The organism is Pseudomonas sp. NFACC39-1 (assembly GCF_900110355.1).
Lineage (GTDB): Bacteria > Pseudomonadota > Gammaproteobacteria > Pseudomonadales > Pseudomonadaceae > Aquipseudomonas > Aquipseudomonas tehranensis.
On record NZ_FODL01000007.1, the window covers coordinates 86,391 to 107,198 of the forward strand.

Annotated in this window: 12 protein-coding genes and 1 pseudogene; 9 read left to right on the forward strand and 4 right to left on the reverse strand. The window is 57.1% G+C overall.

The window, feature by feature from the left end; translation table 11 throughout:
* Nucleotides 1-16 precede the first annotated feature (16 nt).
* The 3 genes and pseudogenes from BMY45_RS16760 (at nt 17) to BMY45_RS16770 (ending at nt 1,327) form a co-directional block, all read left to right on the forward strand.
* Nucleotides 17-229 (forward strand): hypothetical protein, encoded by a 213-nt coding sequence (locus BMY45_RS16760; RefSeq protein ID WP_003187072.1) that lies wholly within the window; start codon nt 17-19, stop codon nt 227-229.
* A 71-nt stretch (nt 230-300) separates the two neighbouring features.
* Nucleotides 301-467 (forward strand): annotated as a pseudogene (locus BMY45_RS28430) (DUF6124 family protein); the annotation flags it as partial.
* 500 nt (nt 468-967) lie between these two features.
* Nucleotides 968-1,327, forward strand: a complete 360-nt coding sequence (locus tag BMY45_RS16770; RefSeq protein WP_092399491.1) for a DUF6124 family protein — start codon at nt 968-970, stop codon at nt 1,325-1,327.
* Between the two features lie 286 nt (nt 1,328-1,613).
* Here BMY45_RS16770 and BMY45_RS16775 read toward each other — a convergent pair whose 3' ends face one another.
* Both BMY45_RS16775 and BMY45_RS16780 read right to left on the reverse strand, forming a co-directional pair.
* Complete coding sequence (locus tag BMY45_RS16775; protein WP_092399493.1) at nt 1,614-2,213, reverse strand: hypothetical protein; 600 nt, start codon at nt 2,211-2,213, stop codon at nt 1,614-1,616.
* A gap of 260 nt (nt 2,214-2,473) precedes the next feature.
* The gene (locus tag BMY45_RS16780; RefSeq protein WP_092399495.1) at nt 2,474-4,174 is read right to left on the reverse strand and encodes an ATP-dependent nuclease; all 1,701 of its coding nucleotides are present in this window, start codon (nt 4,172-4,174) and stop codon (nt 2,474-2,476) included.
* Nucleotides 4,175-4,849: 675 nt separating this feature from the next.
* Here BMY45_RS16780 and BMY45_RS16785 point away from each other — a divergent pair.
* The 3 genes from BMY45_RS16785 (at nt 4,850) to BMY45_RS16795 (ending at nt 11,768) form a co-directional block, all read left to right on the forward strand.
* Complete coding sequence (locus BMY45_RS16785) at nt 4,850-5,881, forward strand: histone deacetylase family protein (protein ID WP_092399497.1); 1,032 nt, start codon at nt 4,850-4,852, stop codon at nt 5,879-5,881.
* 11 nt (nt 5,882-5,892) lie between these two features.
* Nucleotides 5,893-6,993, forward strand: a complete 1,101-nt coding sequence (locus tag BMY45_RS16790) for a polyamine ABC transporter substrate-binding protein (RefSeq protein ID WP_092399499.1) — start codon at nt 5,893-5,895, stop codon at nt 6,991-6,993.
* A gap of 173 nt (nt 6,994-7,166) precedes the next feature.
* Entirely contained in the window at nt 7,167-11,768 is a 4,602-nt protein-coding gene (locus BMY45_RS16795; protein WP_092399501.1) for a dermonecrotic toxin domain-containing protein, read from the forward strand.
* Between the two features lie 33 nt (nt 11,769-11,801).
* On the opposite strand, the gene BMY45_RS16800 is transcribed toward BMY45_RS16795, so the two are convergent.
* Complete coding sequence (locus BMY45_RS16800) at nt 11,802-13,349, reverse strand: MocR-like pyridoxine biosynthesis transcription factor PdxR (RefSeq protein WP_092399503.1); 1,548 nt, start codon at nt 13,347-13,349, stop codon at nt 11,802-11,804.
* A 99-nt stretch (nt 13,350-13,448) separates the two neighbouring features.
* Here BMY45_RS16800 and BMY45_RS16805 point away from each other — a divergent pair, with 99 nt between their 5' ends.
* Genes BMY45_RS16805 through BMY45_RS16815 form a run of 3 tightly spaced genes read left to right on the forward strand, consistent with a single transcriptional unit; the run spans nt 13,449 to nt 15,221 of the window.
* The gene (locus tag BMY45_RS16805) at nt 13,449-14,090 is read left to right on the forward strand and encodes an FMN-binding negative transcriptional regulator (RefSeq protein ID WP_092399505.1); all 642 of its coding nucleotides are present in this window, start codon (nt 13,449-13,451) and stop codon (nt 14,088-14,090) included.
* Between the two features lie 2 nt (nt 14,091-14,092).
* Nucleotides 14,093-14,539, forward strand: a complete 447-nt coding sequence (locus BMY45_RS16810; protein ID WP_092399507.1) for a GNAT family N-acetyltransferase — start codon at nt 14,093-14,095, stop codon at nt 14,537-14,539.
* A gap of 10 nt (nt 14,540-14,549) precedes the next feature.
* Nucleotides 14,550-15,221 carry a GNAT family N-acetyltransferase gene (locus BMY45_RS16815; protein WP_092399509.1) on the forward strand — a complete coding sequence of 224 codons (672 nt, stop codon included), beginning with the start codon at nt 14,550-14,552 and terminating at the stop codon, nt 15,219-15,221.
* Between the two features lie 166 nt (nt 15,222-15,387).
* Here BMY45_RS16815 and BMY45_RS16820 read toward each other — a convergent pair whose 3' ends face one another.
* Nucleotides 15,388-20,697, reverse strand: coding sequence for an OTU domain-containing protein (locus BMY45_RS16820; protein ID WP_371913961.1), 5,310 nt, complete (start codon nt 20,695-20,697; stop codon nt 15,388-15,390).
* Nucleotides 20,698-20,808: the final 111 nt, after the last annotated feature.

Below are 20,808 nucleotides of genomic sequence, written 5' to 3' on the forward strand. Positions count from 1 at the left end.
CAGAGGTGATCGAAAAATGAGCAAATTGAAAGCAACCCAAAGCGGTAAGGCCGGCAAGCACAAAGGGCAAGATACCTTTGGCTGCTTGTACGTGCGCGGCTTGCGCAAAGCTCGTGTCACTAGCTCGATGGATCTGCGGATGCTCGACCGTATCCGTCGTGGTTCGTCCGATGAGCCAGAGGGTGCGCTCGCTGGTTCGCGTCAGACCAAGCTTTCTGCCAGTGCGTAAGACCACGACAGAGTGAGAACTGGGCGACCTTGGTCGCCTTTTTTGTGTTTATCCTGTGACGGCCAATAGCCCTGCCCGCCCATCTCAGCGAAACCCCGGCTTTTGCCGATGCGGTGGTCCACGAACTGCCTCCGAGCTGGAAGGCTCCCGCCGCCCCATCGCCCTCGGCATCCAGCAAATGATCGAACTGAGTTTATTGCTGGCAAACCGTGCACTGGATAACGTCGACCCACGATAGCCGCTACACCCCAACCCCGTGGCGAGGGAGCTTGCTCCCGCTGGGTGGCGAAGCCGCCCCAAAAAAGCCAGCGCATTCCTACAGAAAAACCGCTGCGCCACCGAGCGGGAACAAGTACCTTCGCCTCGAATCCTGAGCATTACGAAGGCTTGTTTATTCTCCCTGTGCAACGCTTCCACCAAGCTACGAATCCTTGCGCCATTGCCTACAACTACGCCAGAATCCGCCCGCTTGTGCGCCTTGTCTCCGGGCTCTATCGTTTCCCTGCCACTGCCCATCAGTGGTCGGGCTTGGCGGCCCGGTACACGAAAGGCGCAACAGCCCCTCAATATGATTGCGATGCCTCTGGCATTGGCACTCCGATGTTATGGCGGGTTGCGCAAGGATCCCTTCGGGGATGCCGGGTTCCTTTCGTTCCGGTCCGCCAACCTTGTGTAATCCGTCACCCTATCTGCTTGGCGGCAGACGGTGATGGTTCCTCTTACGAAAGGAACTCCACCATGTTCAAAATCACACCAAATCCCCCCGAAGCAGATCACACCTCTGCGTCCACTCAAACCAAAACGAAGAAACAAGACGAAGCAGAAAAGCGCGCCTTGGATTACTACCTGCTACCGAAACCGGAAAAGTCCGAAGATGCATCCAAACCGGGCCAGCTATTCACCGTGGCAAAAAACGCCGACAACGAATGCCTGCTCGCCAACCTCAGCGAAAACCTGGCATCCGCCGACGCGATGATCAGCAACCTGGCTTTCGACCTGGAAGGCCCCCGCCGCCACATCGCCCTCGGCATCCAGCAACTGATCGAACTGAGTTCACTGCTGGCCAGCCGTGTGCTGGATAACGTCGACCAACGCTAACCGCTACACCATCAATCCTGTGGCGAGGGAGCGATCTCTCGCCACGAACCATGTATATCCTCGGAGCGGATAATAAACGTTCTATCGCCTTCGCTAGCTAGCACACACAGGATTGGCGATGACCCTATTTTGTAAAAGCTCAGCCTGAACAGTCCAAGGGTGAGCTATCTCTCCTCTTAACAGCAGGGGACGATTATCCACGTTCGTCACGATCAACTTTAGGTTACCCGCCGTAACTGGGAACGGTTAGAGCTAATGATCGGAAATACCTAGGAGGCAATTCCCCTTAAACTACCTCTACGCCATACACATCAGGAGACGCACAAAACACTTGTAACGCAGCCTCTCTAACGCAAACTTTATTATATCCAGCAAGCATCGCCTCGTCGTTAATACGAAGCGTGCCGTACACGTTTGTTGCAAGAATTTTCATTAAACGCAGTCGCTCGCTCTCCGGTAATGATAGCTTAGCCATAAGCTCATCTAAGTGATGTCCATCCACAAATGTTTGCTGCAGTAAAATTATGCAATTTTTAGTTATATTCATATATATTGCCGGCCCAGCTTTAAGCGGCTCTTTAACGACCCCGGTATCAGATAGTAGCGCACACTTTTCATCAAACACGAAGGCCAGGATGCTCGTGCTAAACTCTTTCGCCAAAAAAAACTCATCAACAAACCCATCAAGGCTCGTCGATTCATCACCTTCAGCGTACAAAAACAACAGCAGCAGTCGAATCCATTCCTTATATTCCTTTGGTGAGACTCCGTAGGAGTCGCAGATATATTTTTCTTCTGCGTTACTTTTCTCTGTTAGAGCTACATATAGCGCAAAGGCTCCGGGCTTATCGATACAATGATCCACATAAGAGTCAAAATTTTTCAAGACCTCCTTAATTTTGTATGGATTTCTTAGCCAGTTCATTATTTATAGATATATATACTTAACATGCTTTAAAAATACTGCAAAATCACACCCTTTAATTTTTTGTAGGTCAATCGATTCGCTAGTAACATCAACACTTGCTCTAGCAGTACTGACCATTATATGCACCCAAAAATCCGATAAAAAATTCCAGGTAACAACTCAAACCGATCGCAAATGTGGTTTCGCAAACCTAGTTTTTTCTAATGCAAGGAACTTAGCTAACCCTTCTTCCATTGCTGATACAAAGCTCCCTCAGGCCACAATCTTTTCATCCCGGCCACTAAAGCATTTTCTAATGCTTCCAACACAGGCTCAAATTTTTCTAAAAAATCGTAGTTTGGCGAAGCCTCAGCCATTCCAAGCATTGTTAACATAAATTGATTTTTATGAACCCCACCAACTTTGAACTCACTTACGCCACCCGCAGCATCAGGCATAAATACTTCAAACCATCCAGGATGTTTCTGGTGTAGCTCTACAACCCAATGATCTGGGAACAATCCCTCAATCGCAACTTTATTGGGAATAATTACGTAGTCCTGATTACCATTAAAACACCCCCTCTTTCCAAAATAACCAGATAACTCCTGAACGCTTCTTCTTCCGGCATCATCACCGTCGAATAGCGAAACTGCTGCTACTTCTTGCCGCATTAGCTCATAATTTGCACGCAAAAAACCTTTCAGCTCTGTAACTCCACCAAACTCTCGAAACTGGACAATATCTGACGCCAACAACATAGGCGTAGCATATGCACCCTGATAATAATCCGCCATCGTAGTCAAATAATTAATATCAGTCTCACCCTCAACAAACACATTGAGATCAGTTAATCCAAAATAGTCTGAAAACTTAACTCCTAACGACACACGAATATCCTCAGTTGCCTGCTGCATAGTGTCATATACGTGAAGACGTGTTCCAGCACCTTTCGGCCCGGTTGTAACACCTTGAACGTCTGCAACTGATTGCGGCATAAAACTTAAGGAGTGTGTGGTTTTTATCACAGTGGAGATGCTGGAAAGCTGCTCTAATATTTTAGAACTTTGATAAGCGAGTGAAGGATGCATATACGTCTCCGGCTCCTCGATTAACCAAACTACAGACTTCTCCGGATTTTGTTGGGTAATCCATTTAAACGACGACAAAAGTACCGCCGACTGCAACCCCATGCCTTTCGTAAAAATAGAGCTTTTACTTGTATCATGCACCATCAACTCGAAACCTGAGATCAAATGTTCCAGCGCATTTCGAGGATATTCCAAGTATGAATTAACTTTACTCAAACCTGATTCAGCTAGCTCTTTGTCCATACTATCGGTAAGAGACGATATGCTTTTCCTTATCTCTAAATCGTAAGGTTTAAGAGCCTCAGCAACCTGTTTTTTAACAAAAGGCGAAACAAATTCATCATATAGTTGCGCAATTGACTTGTTAGAAGGAATGTAATAACACTGAAAACATTCCAGCACGGAAGAGACTATGGTTTTTTGCAGCGTCGAATATTGCGGTGACTTGCCGTCGGCTTTTTTTGCCCCCGGGTAAACCTGATAGACCGGAAGCGACTTATTGAAATAAACGTTTATGGAGAATGTATTTTCAGATGCTTCGGTTTTTGGAACTTTAAGCATTTGCCTCAACTTTCTAAGCTTATCTAAAATCTCTTTATCGGCATCTGGGTCGGCTTCAAAAAAACAAGTCAGACTAGTTTGAATATTTTTCGAGTTAAATGGTAAGTCGCGATCTGGATCATAGTTATATTTATTATCATGACCGGTAAAAAAATAATAAAGCGCTAATAACGCATTTGTTTTACCTGAGTTATTCGGACCGATGAGAGTAAGACCATTTCTAATATTTAATGTCTGATCAGTCGATATAGTCCTAAAATTTTTTATCCGTATGCTGACAATTCGCATTTTTCTTCCTTTAATTATTAAGCAAGTTGATTCCAGCAGATGAAACATTCAATTACAACTGATGCTTTTGCCAAATAGCTCTTTCCCAAATTTTCCTAGCTGCGTCCTTTAATATTTCTACCGCTCCCAGTTACCCAGTCTTGGGATTGCCTGCCCAATTCATATTTTTCGTGCCCAAAATAGCGGTGGAGCCCATGAATGCTAGCAGAGAGACATCACTTTGCCATATGCGCCCAAGGTCGAACGAACCGCACCGAACGCGGTAGCTTTGTCGAAGAAGTGCTCTGTTAATGGGTGTTAAGGGGAGCGCCCGCTGCTGGTCGTAAACTCAATTGATTAACCAATTGCACGACTTCCTCTGGCTGCCCACTAACGACCACCTCGACCAATTTCAGATACGCGGCATCAACAGATGTGAGGACTTCGCTCAAAACGTTGTGCCACCCTACGGCGGCTGCGCCGCCGAGCGGGAGCAAGCTCCCTCGCCACGGGGTGCAGGGCAGGCATCCAAGCATCACTCACGCCCCACCCCCGCGCACACCCGCGCCACCAAGGGGCGATTTACGGTCAAACCTTTTGGCCATTTCGATCCCCTTTTGGCCTCTCCTGCCGTTCTCCGAAACGCCGCGCGCCGCAAGACTGTGAGCAACCGAATCAGCCCTGCGGAGAACAACAATGCTGACGATCTACTCAGACGATCACCACCTGCACCACGGACGCTGCGAGTTGATGGACGGGCAATTGATGCCCTGCTTCGAAATGCCCTCCCGGGCCGATCACGTGCTGGAGCGGGTCAAGGCGCGCGCGCTGGGGCCGGTGGAGGCGCCGCAGGATTTTGGCCTGGGACCGATCCAGCGTATCCACAGTGCGGCGTACCTGGAATTTTTCAAAGGTGCCTGGGACCGCTGGGCCAAGTACAACCGCGACGGCGACTTGTTGCCCTACACCTGGCCGGCACGGACCCTGCGCACGGTCATCCCGACCAGCCTGCACGGCCAGCTCGGTTATTACAGCTTCGACGGCGGCGCGCCGATCACCGCCGGCACTTGGCAAGCGGCCTACAGCGCAGCGCAGGTCGCCCTCACCGCCCAGGTCGAAATTCAGCGCGGCGCGCGCAGTGCCTTTGCGCTGTGTCGTCCACCGGGGCACCACGCTGCCAGTGACTTGATGGGGGGCTATTGCTACCTGAACAACGCTGCCATCGCCGCCCAGGCCTTCCTCGATCAGGGCCACAAGAAAGTCGCGATCCTCGATGTCGATTACCACCACGGCAACGGCACCCAATCGATTTTCTATGAGCGCAGCGACGTGCTGTTCACCTCGATCCACGGCCACCCAGAGGCGGAGTTTCCGTTCTTCCTGGGCTATGCCGACGAGCATGGCGAGGGCGATGGCGAGGGCTTCAATTTCAACTACCCTTTGCCAGCCGGCTCAGGCTGGGACACCTGGAGCGCGGCACTGGAGCAGGCCTGCGGGCAAATCCGGGGTTACGACGCCGATGTCATCGTCGTGTCCCTGGGCGTAGACACCTTCAAGGACGATCCGATTTCGCAGTTCAAGCTCGACAGCCCGGATTATCTGGCGATGGGCAAACGCATCGCCGCGCTCGGCAAGCCGACGCTATTTGTGATGGAAGGCGGCTACGCGGTGGCCGAAATCGGCATCAATGCCGTCAACGTTCTCGAAGGTTTCCAAAGCGCCCCATGAGGAACACAAGCATGATCAGACTCAAGCGTTCGATGGCGCCAGCCCTGTGCGCCATGCTGCTTTGCGGTGCCGTCCAGGCCGAGGAGCGGACCCTGCGTGTCTACAATTGGTTCGACTACATCACGCCCAAGGCCCTGGACGACTTCAAGGCGCAAAACAGCCAGGTCAAACTGGTCTACGACATCTTCGACACCAATGAAGCGCTGGAAGCCAAGCTGCTGACCGGCAATTCCGGCTACGACGTGGTGGTGCCGTCCAACGTGTTCCTGGCCAAGCAGATCGAAGCCGGCGTGTTCCAGCCCCTGGACCGCAGCAAACTGCCAAACTGGAACCACCTCGATCCCAAGCTGATGAAGCTGATCGAAGCCAACGACCCAGGCAACAAATTCGCCGTGCCCTACATGTACGGCACCATCCTGATCGGCTTCAACCCGGACAAAATCAAAGCCGCCCTCGGTGACAACGCTCCTGTGGACAGCTGGGACCTGATCTTCAAGGAAGAGAACATCAGCAAGCTCAAGCAGTGCGGCGTGGCGCTGCTCGACTCACCTTCGGAAATCCTGCCTCTGGCCCTGCAGCACCTGGGCCTGGACCCCAACAGCAAGCAACCGGCGGACTATGCCAAGGCCGAAGCGCTGATGATGAAGATCCGCCCGCACATCACTTATTTCCACTCGTCAAAGTACATGGCCGACATCGCCAACGGCGATATCTGCGTGGCGGTCGGTTATTCGGGCAGCTTTTCCCAGGCGGCCAACCGCGCCAAGGAGGCCAAGAACAGCGTGACAGTGGACATGAGCCTGCCCAAGGAAGGCGCGCCGATCTGGTTTGACATGCTCGCCATCCCCAAAGGGGCAGCCAACCCGGACGACGCTTACGCCTTTATCAATTACCTGCTGCAACCGAAGGTGATCGCACCGGTGAGCGATTTCGTCGGCTATCCGAACCCGAACAAGGACGCCACGGAAATGGTCGACCCGGCGATTCGCAACAACCCCAACCTGTACCCGACCGAAGCGGCCATGACCTCGCTTTACACCTTGCAACCTTTGCCCAGGGACGCCGAGCGGGCGCGGACACGGGCCTGGACCCGGATCAAGTCCGGCCAGTAGCTCAGTCTGTAGCAAGGAGTTTGTCTGGCCCGGGGATAAGGTGGCCTCTCACCCGGGCTGACACTGCGCCCTATACATAGTTACCACCGTCTCTGTTCTGCCGCGCCCTAGCATGGCGTTCCCGAAGCGTTCGGCTTTGGGCATGCCATGTATCGCGAGACAGGGAGACTCAGATGACCCAACCCTTAACACCTAAACCCGCCGCACCCGACGCCAGCGTTGGCGACGCGGTGCTCAACCAGTTGCTCGCCGGCCCGACCTCGCCGGAGGTAGCCGCCGCCCTTCTGCACAACGCGCTCAAGAAGCTCTATCCCCATTTGCATCTGGACCCGAACAATACTGTGGTCGGTGAGCCGGACTGGGAAATCGTCGACGGCCAGATCGTTGAGCGGCCCACGCGTTACCAGACACTCAGCAACATGCTGGCGGCACGGATGAATGAGGACTATGCGACGCTGCTGATAGAGGGCTTTCACTTTCTGACCCACCTGCCACTGACGACCCCCGAGGTGCACCTGCCGGTGCGCATCGCTCAGATCGGCAGCCTGATCAATGAACTCGCGCCCGTCATGGTGTCCGCCTGCCAGGAACAGCAACTGGTGTACTGGAACGCCACGATCGGCACCGCGCCGCCGCGTTGGCATGAGCTCTCCAGCCTGCTGCACAGACTCTGGGACGTTAAGCAGGTCAAGGGCTGGACGGACTCCGACTGTGCCATGGCCAGGCAACTGTTCCTGTACCCCGACCTGCAGGACCGAAAGGCCAACGACCCTTATGGCACCCATGCGTACCTGATCGACATCGATGAGGTGGATGGCGACAAGTTGACACGCATGATCGACAACTCCCTGGTGGTGCTGATCGGAACCGTCGACAAAAAACAGACCATCCTCGCCTACTCGCTGCGTCGCAGCTACGAGAAGTTCGACTCACTGCAAGCATTGGAGCAGACCTTGCCTGATCATCTGGGCAACGTGGAGGGCAAGAAGATCCAGTGGCGCTTCTTTGAGCCCGAAGGCAACATTTTCGATCACAAGGCCTGCGGCTTGATTGCCACCCAGGTACAGATCCTGGGCTCTCCCGAGATCCTGAAAGGGTTCATGGCCGACGACAGCGAGCAGCCCGCGCTCAGTGGAACACAGACCGACACCGGTCCTGATGCGGCCTGGTACGAGAAGCAGATGCCGGACTGGCTCCAGCAAGCATCGACGTCCGACCAGATCCTGTTCGCCCAACACATGAAGAACCTGTCCGCGCTGAGCAGCTCCCATGCCGGCAAGACCTACCTGGACGATATTCCCCCCATCAAACACTATGCGCTGAACGCTTTGAAACAGCAGATGCAATCGGAGCATGCCGACGCCGCGACGCTCGACCCGCAACGGATCGAACTGCAAATCCGCAGCCCCGTCGTCTGGGGCACCTTCGTTGTTCCCGGCAAAATCGAGATCACGCGGCTCAACCTCGTCGACCTGGCGCTACAGAACCTGATTGCGCTGCCCCTTGGCGACAAAGTGGTCAGATCTCTCGACGGCGACAAGCTGCCCGGATGGATGACGGTCGACTACGTCGAAAATCTGGTGACCAAGGTCGACGTCGGTCGCGTTTATCCCGAACTGGTCAAGAGCAAGCTACTGGGCGATACCGTCGAATCGACCCGCCGGGAAAATCTCTACACTGCTCAGCTACGCATCCAGTTACCCATGCTGGCGCTGGAGAGCAAGATTCGCGGCGATTGCAACATCGACGAGCGCGGCTACCGTTACATCGCCGCCGTGATGGAGACCGACGAAGCCGAGCGCAAGGTCGACGGGCAGACAATCGTCATGCGCGAGCTGGCTTTCGTCTCCGGCCAGTCCCAGGGCACTGCGGGAGACGTCGTGACCAACATGTTCGTGATCGGTCCGCAGGATTTCGATGCAGGCCCCTGCGTGCTCTATCGCCCGCTGCTGGAACCGCAGCTGTGCCAGTATCCGACGCCGAGCAATCTGATCTACGCCATCCGGCAGACTCCCTCCTTGCGTCAATCGGTGCTGGCCTGGCTGCCCGACGGAGTACGCGAGAACTACAGCCGATACCTCTTTTCCGGGCCGATCCCCTCGCCCTGGATGATCGTCGAATTCGCCACCGACCCCTTCTCTTCGTGGACCAACAGCGCCCCCGTCAGCTTGAGCAACCAGACTCTGGGGGCGGATTTTCTGCCGCGGTTGTTCAGGTCCAATGCCGAGGCCCTGACCGCCCTCGCCGACCGTCAGTCTGTGTCCAATAGCGAGAACCGCTGGGAAACCTTCAAACAGGCCAGTTGGTTGATTTTCAACCTGGCCCTGCCCTACCTCGGGGCTGCGGTAGGCACCGCCATCTGGCTTTGGCAAATCCTCGACGACGTTGAAACGATGACACAAGGCGACGAAGAAGCCGACAGCCAGGCCACGTGGGAAGCGTTTGTCGACCTGTTGCTGAACATGGCCATGGCGATTACCGCACACGCCATCGAGCGCGCCCGGGAGAATACTGATAGCCGCCTGACAGAAGCCCCCCAGGTCGTGCCCGAGCAGGAAAAACTGACCAAGCCTGCGCCCATCATCGAGCAATTCATACCGCCCAAGGACACCAGACTGCCCGCCGAGCACTACGACACCATTCATTCCAGTGGCGCCTTGGCGGGCAAGTCCGGCGAGCATGCCAAGCTGCTCAGGCCCTTGAGCGTCAACAAGCCCGAGCACGCCGAACAGCTCAAGAGCGAGGGCCCGCTCAAGGGCCTCTACCAACAGGGCGATGACTGGTTCGCCAAAATGGCCGACAAGTGGTTCAAGGTAAAGGTGGAAGGGGACCATGTGTCCATCGTCGACGAAAAAGACCCCTCCCACCCAGGGCCGGCACTGATGCGCCATGCCCACGGCGAATGGCATGTCGACACGCGCCTGCGTCTGCGCGGTAGCGGATCGAAAGGTGCCCGGCAGGAGGTCATCGCCAATGCCAGGCGCCGTGGCATTCAGCTGCTGGCGCAGTTGACTCGCTTCGAAGAAAAGAAAATCGAAGGCCAGAAGTTGCTGACTATGGATGCCAAGGAGCTGGGTAAGGCGTCCGGCTCTGCCAAGGAGCTCAAACGCATCGTCTATTTGAGTACGTTGAAGACCCAACGGGAAAGCTACGAAGAAGCGTTGAAGATCCTGACCGAATGGCCGGTCTTTCAATCAAGGCCCGACGCGCCTCAAGTCCGACTCGGCTACTTGAACGCGCAGATCAATTTTACGTTCGAGGAAATAGACGCGCTGAAGGCTCGCTTCACCCCCGCCCTGAGAGAAGCCCTGGACATGGCCACTTCGACGATCGAGGAAGTCGAGCAGCAACACGTCGATGCTGCCGATGCCATGATCCGGGTCGGTGACGACATGATCGAGCGCCTGGATTACATGGAAACCCGCTTCTACCGACTCAAGAAGCAGGGGCGCGAAGGCTTTGAATTCCTGCGCCAGCACCGCGGGAAAATGCCGGCCTACAAAAGCGATGCGATCCGCCTGATCCAGTTGGACATGTATCGCCACCTTTGCCTGTCGCTCGACAGCATCCACACCGTGCCTGAGGGGTGGGCAGATCTCAACCAAGTGGTCGATAACATCACGGTTGCGTTCCAAAGCCTGCACGACGCCATCGAGGAGCGAAGTGTGATCAGGCTGGACGAACAGATCGATGCATTCGGCAGCCTGACGGAACAGTTCACCGCCATCGAAGAACATCTCGAATACCTGGGCGATGAATATAAGGCCAGTGTGCGCCCGGCAGAACTCAATCGACTGATAAAGCAGATTGGCCAGATCAAGAAACGCGCAGTCCGTCACCTGGCCTGGGCCCTCGATGAGCGAAGCAACCGGCGCAGCCTCGGCAACCCGTACGAGCAGCGCCCCCGGCCTCGGAAAAAGTTCATCAGGGCGCGTTTCTGGGGTCTGGTCAGTGGCGAACCCCGGCTCTCGAAAACCAAGGAAGAGACGGGCTGGGTCGATGTGAAAAACCCGCTTTCAGAAAAAATCATTGCCACGTTTCATCGCAAGGAAACCGGTGAGTGGGTGCCTCACGTCATCGCCGAAGCGCCGGCGCCCGTTCCTGCGTTGGCAACCAGCATCACCAAGGGTAAGGCCCTGATTGACGGGCTGGCAGCGTTCAAGACGCAAATCCAGGAATACGCCAACAAACCCAGTCGATCACCCACCGGCATCGGGATGATTCTGAATGCACACGCTGGCCGCATGGAGAAAGTCGCCGTGGCGATCACCAAGGCGCTGGACAACGCCTCTAACGAAACGGTGGGTGTGTCGGCCCAGGACCGGCAGTTGGCCGAGTCCACCCGCAAAACACTCAAGCAGGCGTCCAAGACCCTTTATGAGGAAGGGTTCGAAGGCATCCTCAAGGTCATCAAACAACGGCCACCGACCATGAGTGGCTTGATATGGCTTAAAAGCCGGAACCAGATTTCCATCACTCGGCAAAAGAACCGGCAACGCCTCAGAGGTCCTGTTTATGGCTATCTGGACCGGTACGAGATCAAGGACCTGAAAGAGAACAAAACGCTGTGGTTCGCCGACTTCCGTTATTCCACTGACTGGGCGCCTGCCCATGCTTATCTTTCGGCGCGTTTGAAAACACCGGAACAAGTCAGCCTGGGCCGGGCCGCCGACTCGACCAAGGAATTGACCCAGCGGCAACTGATCGATCTTTACCGCAGCGAAATCGCCGTGGACCAGGCCAGGGAGGTGTTCTTTCCAAAACGACTGTCGTGACGGACAAAGCCAGGCGTCTATCGACGCCGGCACTCATGTCGGCCAGGCCTTCGCCAGACGCGCCAGCGCGGCATCGATCGTCGCTGGCGGGACCGCCGCGAACCCCAGCACCAGCCCCGCCCGTACCTGCGTCGGGGTAGTGGCAGGCAACCAGTAGCTGCTCAAGCCATTGACCTCGACGCCGACTTCGGTGGCCCGGGCGATCAGCTCGCGCTCGCGCTCGATGTTGTCCACCGGCACCGTGACGTGCAATCCGGCGACGACCGTGGGCATGGCGCCGACGCCGTTCAACGACTTCGGCCAACCGGCCAGCAGCGCGTCGCGTCGGGCCAGTGCGGCCCGACGCATGCGCCTGATGTGCCGCTGGAAATGCCCGGCGGCCATGAACTCGGCCATGACCGCCTGGGTGCTGACTTCAGAGTGACGTACATCCACCGCGCGACGTTGGGCGAAGGCGTCTACCAGGCCAGATGGCAACACCAGATAACCCAGGCGCAAGGCCGGAAACGCGACTTTGCCGAACGTCCCCACATAAAGGACTCGCCCTTGCCGATCCAGTGCAGCCAGAGGCGCCAGTGGCGCACCGCTGTAGCGATACTCGCCGTCGTAGTCATCCTCGACGATCCAGCCGTTATTGCGCTCGGCCCAAGTCAGCAGCTCCAAGCGCCGTGCAAGGCTCATGACCACCCCGGTCGGGTATTGATGGGACGGCGTGACGTAGGCCAAGCGGCAGTGGTTCAACGTACCGAGCGCCGCGCAATCGAGGCCATCGCTATCAACCGGTACCCCCCTCACCTCGGCACCGGCAACAGCGAACGCATGCCCGGCGGCGCGGTAGCCGGGATTTTCCACCGCCACGATGTCGCCAGGGTCCACCAGCAGTTGTGCACAAAGGCTAATGCCCTGCTGAGCTCCGCTGGTGATCACAATTTGTTCAGCTGTGCAGTACAAACCTCGAGAGCTGCGCAGATAGGCTGCGATAAGACCGCGCAAGCGCGCATCACCTTGGGAATCGCCATAGCACAGCTGTTGCAGGTCCGGCTTGCGCCAGAAAGCCGCATTCAGCTTGGCCCACACCTCGAAAGGAAACAGGTCGAACGCCGGAACACCGACCCGAAAGGCCCTTGGCGGGCCGAGGGGTGGTTGAGGTAAATGGTTCTTTTCGACCCGTTTCAATGCCCCACTGTGGATAACTTTACTGGATGGACGCACAGGCAAATCGAGCCAATCTGTGGATAAACCAGTGGATAAGCCTGTTGAAAACCCTGTGGACACTTTTGTGGATATGTTTTTCAAAGGCAGGGCCGTGGACGACAGTCTTGCCACATAAGTGCCGTCACCGACCCGCCCTTCGATGAAACCCTCGGCGTAGAGCTGGTCATAGGCCCGCACCACGCTGTTGCGTGAAATCGACAAAGCCGCTGCCAGGTCCCGGCTGGCCGGCAGCCGCGTGCCGCTGGCCAGGCGGCCGTCCAGCACTCGTGAACGCAAAGCCTGATAGAGCTGGCGACTCAGCCCCTGGCGGCGGTCCAGCTCGATACCGGCGGGATTGAAAGACAGGGGCGGCACAGGGTTGTTCATGACAGTCCTCGTAATGGACCTATCCAATTGACCATAAGTGGCTCTTACAACAGACCAATAGCCTGCCTAGGATGCTCGCATTCGCCAAGGAAAATCATCATGTACAACCCCAACGCCTTTGCCGTCGAAGACCTGCCCCAGTTGCACGGCATGATGAATGATTGCCGTCTGGCCGTATTGATCACGCACGGTGAACACGGCTTGCAGGCCAGTCACTTGCCGCTGTTGCTGGACACGCAACAGGGCCCCAATGGCAGCCTTTACGGGCACATGGCCCGGGCCAATCCGCAATGGCGCGACCTGGAAGCCGGCGCCGAAGCCTTGGTGGTCTTCGCCGGGGCCGATGCCTACGTCAGCCCCGGTTTCTACCCCAGCAAGGCCGAACACGGCAAAGTCGTGCCAACCTGGAACTACCTGGCCGTGCATGCCTATGGCGCGGCCGAGGTGTTCAGCGACCCCCATCGTTTGCGCAACCTGGTCGGCGCCCTCACCGACCGCCACGAAAGCGGCCGCGCCCAGCCGTGGACAATCGACGACGCGCCAGCCGAGTACATCGACAGCATGCTCAGGGCCATCGTCGGCTTCGCCCTGCCTATCCAGCGCCTGGAAGGCAAGCGCAAGCTCAGCCAGAACCGCAGCCCGGCGGACGTCAGCGGGGTGCGCAATGGTCTCGCCGCCAGCCCCGTCCCCCAGGACCAGATGCTCGCGCGCCTGATGCCTGATCCATTGTCCAAGGAGTGAACATGAGCCAACCCCAGATCCGCCTCGTCACCGCTGACGATCACGCCGCCTGGCTGCCGCTGTGGCAGGCCTACTTGCGCTTCTACAACACCGAACTGCCGCAGACCGTGAGCCAAAGCACCTGGCAACGCCTGCTCGATGATCAAGAGCCGACCCACTGCGCCCTCGCCTGGGACGGCGACACCGCAGTAGGCCTGGTGCATTTCATCTATCACCGTTCGAACTGGAGCATCGAAAACTCCTGCTACCTGCAAGACCTGCTGGTGACGGAGCACAGCCGCGGCACCGGCGTCGGGCGCCAGCTCATCGAATTCGTCTACACCACCGCCAAGGCCGATGGTTGCTGCAAGGTGCATTGGCTGACCCACGAAACCAACGCAACCGCGATCCAACTCTACGAGCGCATCGCCGAACGCCCAGGCCTCATTCAATTTCGCAAAGCCCTGTAAGGAGCACAGCATGCCGATTTCACCCGCCGACTGGAAAGGCGTCCCAGCGCCGTCTGCGCAGTTGATCGAAGGGCGTTTCATCCGCCTGGAGAAACTCGATCCGGCGCGTCATGCCGATGGCCTGTGGCAAGCCCTCGAAGGGCCGGGAGCAGACCCCAAGCTCTGGGATTATTTGCCCTACGGCCCGTTCAAGGATCGCGACGCTTTTGATGCGTGGCTGGCCAATCACGCAGCCAATACCGATCCGTATTTCTTCAGCGTGATCGACCGCGCCAGTGGCGAAGTGCAGGGAATTCTCAGCTTGATGTCGATCGTGCCAGCACAAGGTCGCATCGAGATCGGCCATGTGACCTTCGGTGCGCCGATGCAGCGCTCGCCGAAAAGCACCGAGGCGGTTTATCTGCTGGCCAGGGAATCTTTCGCCCTGGGTTATCGGCGTCTCGAATGGAAATGCAACAACGCCAACGCCCGCTCCAAATACGCCGCCGAGCGGCTGGGCTTCACCTTTGAAGGGGTGTTCCGCCAGCACATGGTGGTCAAGGGACAGAACCGCGACACTGCGTGGTACTCGATGCTGGACTCGGAATGGCCGGCAATCCGGGTGGGATTCGAGCGGTGGCTGAGTGAGGAGAATCAGCGCGAGGGTGGACAGGTGCTTGGGTTGGTGGAGTGTCGGTCATGAGGTGTGGGTGACTGAGCGTCCGCTATCGCGAGCAGGCTCGCTCCCACAGGGGGGCAGCGGTGTACACATATCCGGTGTTCACCTCGGTTCCCTGTGGGAGCGAGCCTGCTCGCGATGGCGGCGGTACAGTCGACATCACCTTGCGAGCATCACAAGTAAATTATCCTCACTCAGGTTTAGGCTTCATCTCACCAATATTCTTGAGTGAATCCGCGGTCACACCTCGCCTTGCATACTGCCAGGCCCAGTCCGGAATGGTCAGATGGCTTTCCACGTACATCGCAAAGTCCAGACGACTATGGCCCAGGCGATTGGTTGGGAAGTCGAAGTTGTAGAGGTACTGCTGGGCCCGACGTTGGCCGATGGAGAGCAAGCGCTGCATGATCTGGTTGGCGCGGAATTCGTCCGGGGCAAGGCTGCTTCTCAGGGCAAGGGCAAGGTGCATCTCGGAATTCAGCGCCCCAGGTCGGGCCAGGGCGAGCCGGATGGTGGCGTCGCTGAAGTGCGGCCCAATCAGGTCGGCCCAGATCTGGCTGGCGTAATCCTTGCGCAGCTTCTGCAAAGAGCCCCAGAGATTCGGAACATCGAATAACGACGCGACCCTGTCGTTGGAGGGAGGCTGCCCCGCAAAGCTGAACAGCTTGGCTACAGCCGGTATGTCGTTGTCCATGATGTTCCCCCAGGCGCCCCCCAGGAACACCAGGAAATCCGCCAACTCGTCTTGATGCGTGACGATATTTTGCAGGTTCCGGTCGTCAAACAACTGCATCCAGTCGACATCGATGCTTTCGGTGCGCTGCAATTCGCTGTAGCGGGTGCTCGCATACTCCGCAAGAAGCTGGAAACGCCTATCGGACAAGGCCGGGTTACGTAGCCACCGGGCCACTTCGCCCACCCGCAACAAACCGCCCAGGTTATGCGCGATGATCGGCGACCTGAACAGAAAATTCGCCCGTCTCAGCAAGACGGGAAAACGCCCGAGAGCGGTCTTGAACAAGTTGACAGTCCTATCGGCCCTGTCCGTGTAAATGAAATGATCGAACAGCTCCGAAGTATCACTGACGGACTTGCCAGAATCGGCCACCAACAGACTCTTGGCATCAGCCAGATCGTCGCTATCGACCAGGTAGGCCCCATCGAGCAAGGCTTCAAGCTGGTCTTCGTCCAGATGACCGTGCAGCGCTTCGTCATACAGGATATAAGCCGAACTGTTATTGGGATGGTGATTGACCAGTTGCCTTGCGGTCACGCCGTACTCCAGCAGGATATGGGCCACGTCAGGGGTCATTAGCAGGAACTTGTCATCAAGCAACTTCTGGATCAGTGCAGGCTCAACGGGCCCCACCAAGAGGTCCTCGAACAGTTGCTGCATGGTTTGTCGCTCTTCCCCGGAATATGGCGCATAAACGCTGGCCGCCAATTTCGCCGGAGGCCGCTGCGACAATATGCGCCCGACTTGCTGGAGGATTTCCGGCGGCAATCTGGAGGCCGGGTTTGCGGTGATCGCCGTTCGCACCGAACTGTTTGCTTGCAGGTCCAGGTAACGCAACGTTGGCTGGAACAGGCGATGCGGGTTGGGTGCGCCATAGACGATCCGCGACAGATCAAGCATTGCCGCCTGGCCCAACAGGTTGTCCAGCGAGGGCGCATTCTCAAAAAGTGCCTGTTGAATCCTGGTCGGTGGCGACGCCACGTATTGCCCGATATGCGGATGCCGGTCGATATAATCAGCCACTTCATTTCGCAAACCCTGCATCGAGAACGTTTGCTGGGTCTGTCCTTCATTCAGCCCACGGGTAACAGCATTGAAGAAACAATCACCGTCGCCAGGGATCGCCACGGTCTCCTCGCCCAGCACCAGGTTGTAATGATGCTGGGTCGTGCGATTGAGGACGACATCGGTGTCAGTCCTCTCTGGATGGCTGCTCAGGGGATAGATGGTTTCGTCTTGCCCAGGCGTAAAGCGCAACGACCAGACATGTTCAGGATCCTGTTCATTGATGATTAGCAGGCTCCGGTTCTGTGGCCAACTTTCCAGACGCGTCATGATCGACGGAATCAGGTCCATCAGCTGATTGTTCCAGGTACCTGGCGTACGAACCTGCGAGGACAGCGCCGCAGACGACAGGGCCGGTCTCTTGGGTTTTGACGGCCCTGGCTGGGGACTCAGATCCCCCGGCCGTTTACCGCCTCCGCGGCCAAACCCCACGGCGCGCCACTGCCCATCGGACATTCGCGCCACGGTGCTTCTCATCACGCCAGTGGAGCGGATGTCCAATCCCGTTAACGGGTCGACCAGAATGGCCTCGGTCGCGTCCAGCCTCGTGTGGTCATGCACCCGAAACACTGTCCCCTCGGGTTGTCGCACATACACGGGGCGGGACGTCACGCTGCCGGTGGTCGTATTGCTGACAGTCGCGCGATAAAAACCCCGCGCATCCGCTGTCAGCCCGCGTATTACCGATGCATCCGTCACGGCATAACGGCCATAAATCGCCGCGTCCAACGGCAGTCCGGTCAGTGCTTCATCCTGACTCTGCTGAGCCGTCACCGCGCGAAAAAAGGATTGACTCCGAGTGGGTACCCCCACGCCTCGGGTAAGGCGCCAGCCGCCATGATTGGCCACGGTGTGTACCAGCGCCAGGGTTTTCAGGTTCAGCGGAATAGCCCCGGTCCTGTAGATCAACAAGCCCGTTTTAACGGCGCTCTTGAGCATCTGAAAACCCGGCGCCAGGAACATACCGGCCAGTTCCATGACGATCTCGATCACCATCTGCCCGAGCCTGCCATAGGTCTGATGACGAACATTGCGGTTACTGTTGGAGCGGTGATCGGCATGGGCACTGTGAAAGTTGACGTGTACCCGGTGGAGGGTGTCAAGCAGATCGCCGCTGATCAACGAACCGCGAATCAGCGGACGACCGCCCTGTTGACCCAGGGTCCGCTTTATCTGCGCCGGGTCGTTCGTGGAGATGCGCGAACGGAAATACGCCTGCCAATCCTCCCGTGGCAACAGCTCGGCAATGCCGTCGCTCAGGTCGGCGAACTCATGGAAATCCTCGCCCTCGGGGCTGTCGGGCAAATAAACGCCCACGGTGCCCTTGATATCGGGCCCTTCCTGATCGGAAAACACCAGCGCACCATTGATGCTGTTCGCATTGCCCATATGGGCGTGCCGACCGCCGGCGGCCATGCTTCCGCCCAATAACAGACCGTACACATGCACCCTGCGTCCCATGACCGGGGTACGGCCCTCAGTCGACGGTGAGCGCAGGACAGCGTCCAGCCAGAGGACGAGCTTCTTTGTCGATTTCGGTGGGTTGAAGGCCTTATCGACCACCATGGCCTTGAACACGGTGTCGCCCTGGAGCGAGGCCTCATACCCTTTGAATTTCAGATTGGCCAGATACGCTGTCTGCCAAGCCTTTTTGTAGACAGGTTTATTCATTTCCTCCCTGAGCATGGCTTCATAACTTCCACCGGCATCGATGCTCGTGACCATCCTGGCAAGTTCGCGCCCGCTCATCGTGAGGAAATAACCGTTGGCCGGGTTCCGGATCCGCTCGCCGCTGGGATCGATGATATAGACACTCAGCACTTCCCTCATGGCATTCGGGTACTGGGACGGTCGCAGGTTATCCAATAGCAGTTGGGTCAGGCTGGTGACACGGGACTGCCTCGGGTTGGTCCTTTTTCCATAGAAGAATGTGACCATGGACTGGTCCGGATCGGGATCTATGTCCGGGTGCACGGTGGCCTGCAGGTACTGCCTGATCTTCTGGCGAGTGAACTGCAGCAAGGTCTTGATATCGCTGTCTGCCAGCGTATAGGCGGCTTCCAGCACCCGTAGCTCCAGGCTGCGGTAATGGGCTCTCTGGGAAGCATTCGCCGCTTTGAAGAAGTCGGGGCGATTGTTTTCCACCAGTGCCTCCTGGCGGACAGCCAAAGGCCCGGCAAGGGACAACATCGGAAGCTCAAGCGCATCGTCGACGCCCAGGGCGAAGGCGGGCAAGGCGAGCGTTTCGTTTGCCGGGGCGTTCAGAAACGCCTCCAACGCCGCGCTTTGCAAACGCAGCAGGTCATCTGCCGCTGTTTCGAAGACGTGCCCGGACAACTCGGTGGAAATATCCCGGATTTTGCGTTCCAGCCCCTCAAAGACCGGGTTTGTCTTTTGCACCAGTTCCTGGAAGGAGCGGAATTTCTGTATCCCCCCTTCCAGCGAATACAGGAACAGAAAAGACTGATCGGCCCGTTTGATGACCATGGCTGCCGGCCACTTGCGTGGCGTCGCGGCCCCCATGTCGAGCATGACGGCATAGGCATGGGGAATGGGTGCCCGCAACAGGTGGTTCCTGTCCGACATGCGGGGATGGGTTGTGATGATGTCCAACAGGCGGTCTTCGTCGTTGCGCAGGTTCCGCTCATCCTGGGTCAGTACAATGGCCGGATCCCGATCTGCCTTGTACAGATCGAACAGATACAGGAAGCGCCGGCCCAGAAAATACGCCAGCGCCGTTTCTGCCGTGGATGGGCTGGGCATATCGAGCGCGCGCGCTACGCTTTTGTTCGTGCCAAACGCGACAAGGTCATCGAGGAACTGGCGCTTGAGGCTTTCGTTGGCAATGGGTGGGGCGATATAGAAGACCGACTCCATGGTCGCTGCAGTCTTGTGGTCCAACGGGCTGACAAACAGGCTGTCAGCCTCTTCCACTGCGTCCGGACGGGTAAAGAATCCCACACTGCCGACGGTGTAGGTGGGCGGCGTATCCGTTGCCAGGCAGCCCAGCATGACGTCGGTGAAACGCTGGGAGGAGGTCAACGAACGCTTGCCCATCGAGTCGACGGCAAAATGATTCACATAGCAGTGATCCGGCTCCATGTGCTCGAGCACCGAGGCATGGAGTTTCCCTTGGGCGATACTGGCCTTGATCCGGCCCACCAGCAGGCTTTTGAGCACTGTGTCGAACGTTGGAAGCGCGGCGAACAACCGGGCCAGTTGCACCTGATTGGCATCCAGAAACCCCAGTTGGCGCAGTTGCTCCTTTTCACGGACGCCGAGCAGATTACCCTCGGCATCCACCTCGGTGATGACGGGTTGTCCGATGCCCTGGTAACCGGGCGCGATGCCGGCTCGCAATTGCTGCAGGACATCTTGCGAGAGCGCTTTACCGTTGGCCCGCAGTGACGAAAAGTCCAGGGACATCTGACTTCGGTGGGGATAAACCCAGCCCTCTCGCGGGGACAAGGCGGAGGAGGAAGCCCGGCTTTGATGGGCCCTCAGAAAGCCTTGTGTGACGGCGTCCCGCAACGGAACCGATGCGGTTTTGCGTTCGGCGGCCGAATCGACAGTCTCGACCTCCTGATAAGTGACCTGAACCTGCGCGTCGCCGGTAAGGCCCCATTGACCGAGCCATTGATCGGCGAATTTATGCGGCTGAAATCGAATACCGTTGGGTAACAGGCTAATGGGTTTCAAGGATAGGTCCCGGTTGTAGTTAAGGAACCAGGAACCTATCGCTTCGTCCGACCCGCGATGACATACATATGTATTGTGGCGGCGGGGAAATGTAAGCCGCCATGTCTGCTT

Coding starts and splice junctions, on each gene's coding strand:
- BMY45_RS16760 (WP_003187072.1), top strand. CDS start 17: ATGAGCAAATTGAAAGCAACCCAAAGCGGTAAGGCCGGCAAGCACAAA.
- BMY45_RS16770 (WP_092399491.1), top strand. CDS start 968: ATGTTCAAAATCACACCAAATCCCCCCGAAGCAGATCACACCTCTGCG.
- BMY45_RS16780 (WP_092399495.1), bottom strand. CDS start 4,174: ATGCGAATTGTCAGCATACGGATAAAAAATTTTAGGACTATATCGACT.
- BMY45_RS16785 (WP_092399497.1), top strand. CDS start 4,850: ATGCTGACGATCTACTCAGACGATCACCACCTGCACCACGGACGCTGC.
- BMY45_RS16790 (WP_092399499.1), top strand. CDS start 5,893: ATGATCAGACTCAAGCGTTCGATGGCGCCAGCCCTGTGCGCCATGCTG.
- BMY45_RS16795 (WP_092399501.1), top strand. CDS start 7,167: ATGACCCAACCCTTAACACCTAAACCCGCCGCACCCGACGCCAGCGTT.
- BMY45_RS16800 (WP_092399503.1), bottom strand. CDS start 13,349: ATGAACAACCCTGTGCCGCCCCTGTCTTTCAATCCCGCCGGTATCGAG.
- BMY45_RS16805 (WP_092399505.1), top strand. CDS start 13,449: ATGTACAACCCCAACGCCTTTGCCGTCGAAGACCTGCCCCAGTTGCAC.
- BMY45_RS16810 (WP_092399507.1), top strand. CDS start 14,093: ATGAGCCAACCCCAGATCCGCCTCGTCACCGCTGACGATCACGCCGCC.
- BMY45_RS16815 (WP_092399509.1), top strand. CDS start 14,550: ATGCCGATTTCACCCGCCGACTGGAAAGGCGTCCCAGCGCCGTCTGCG.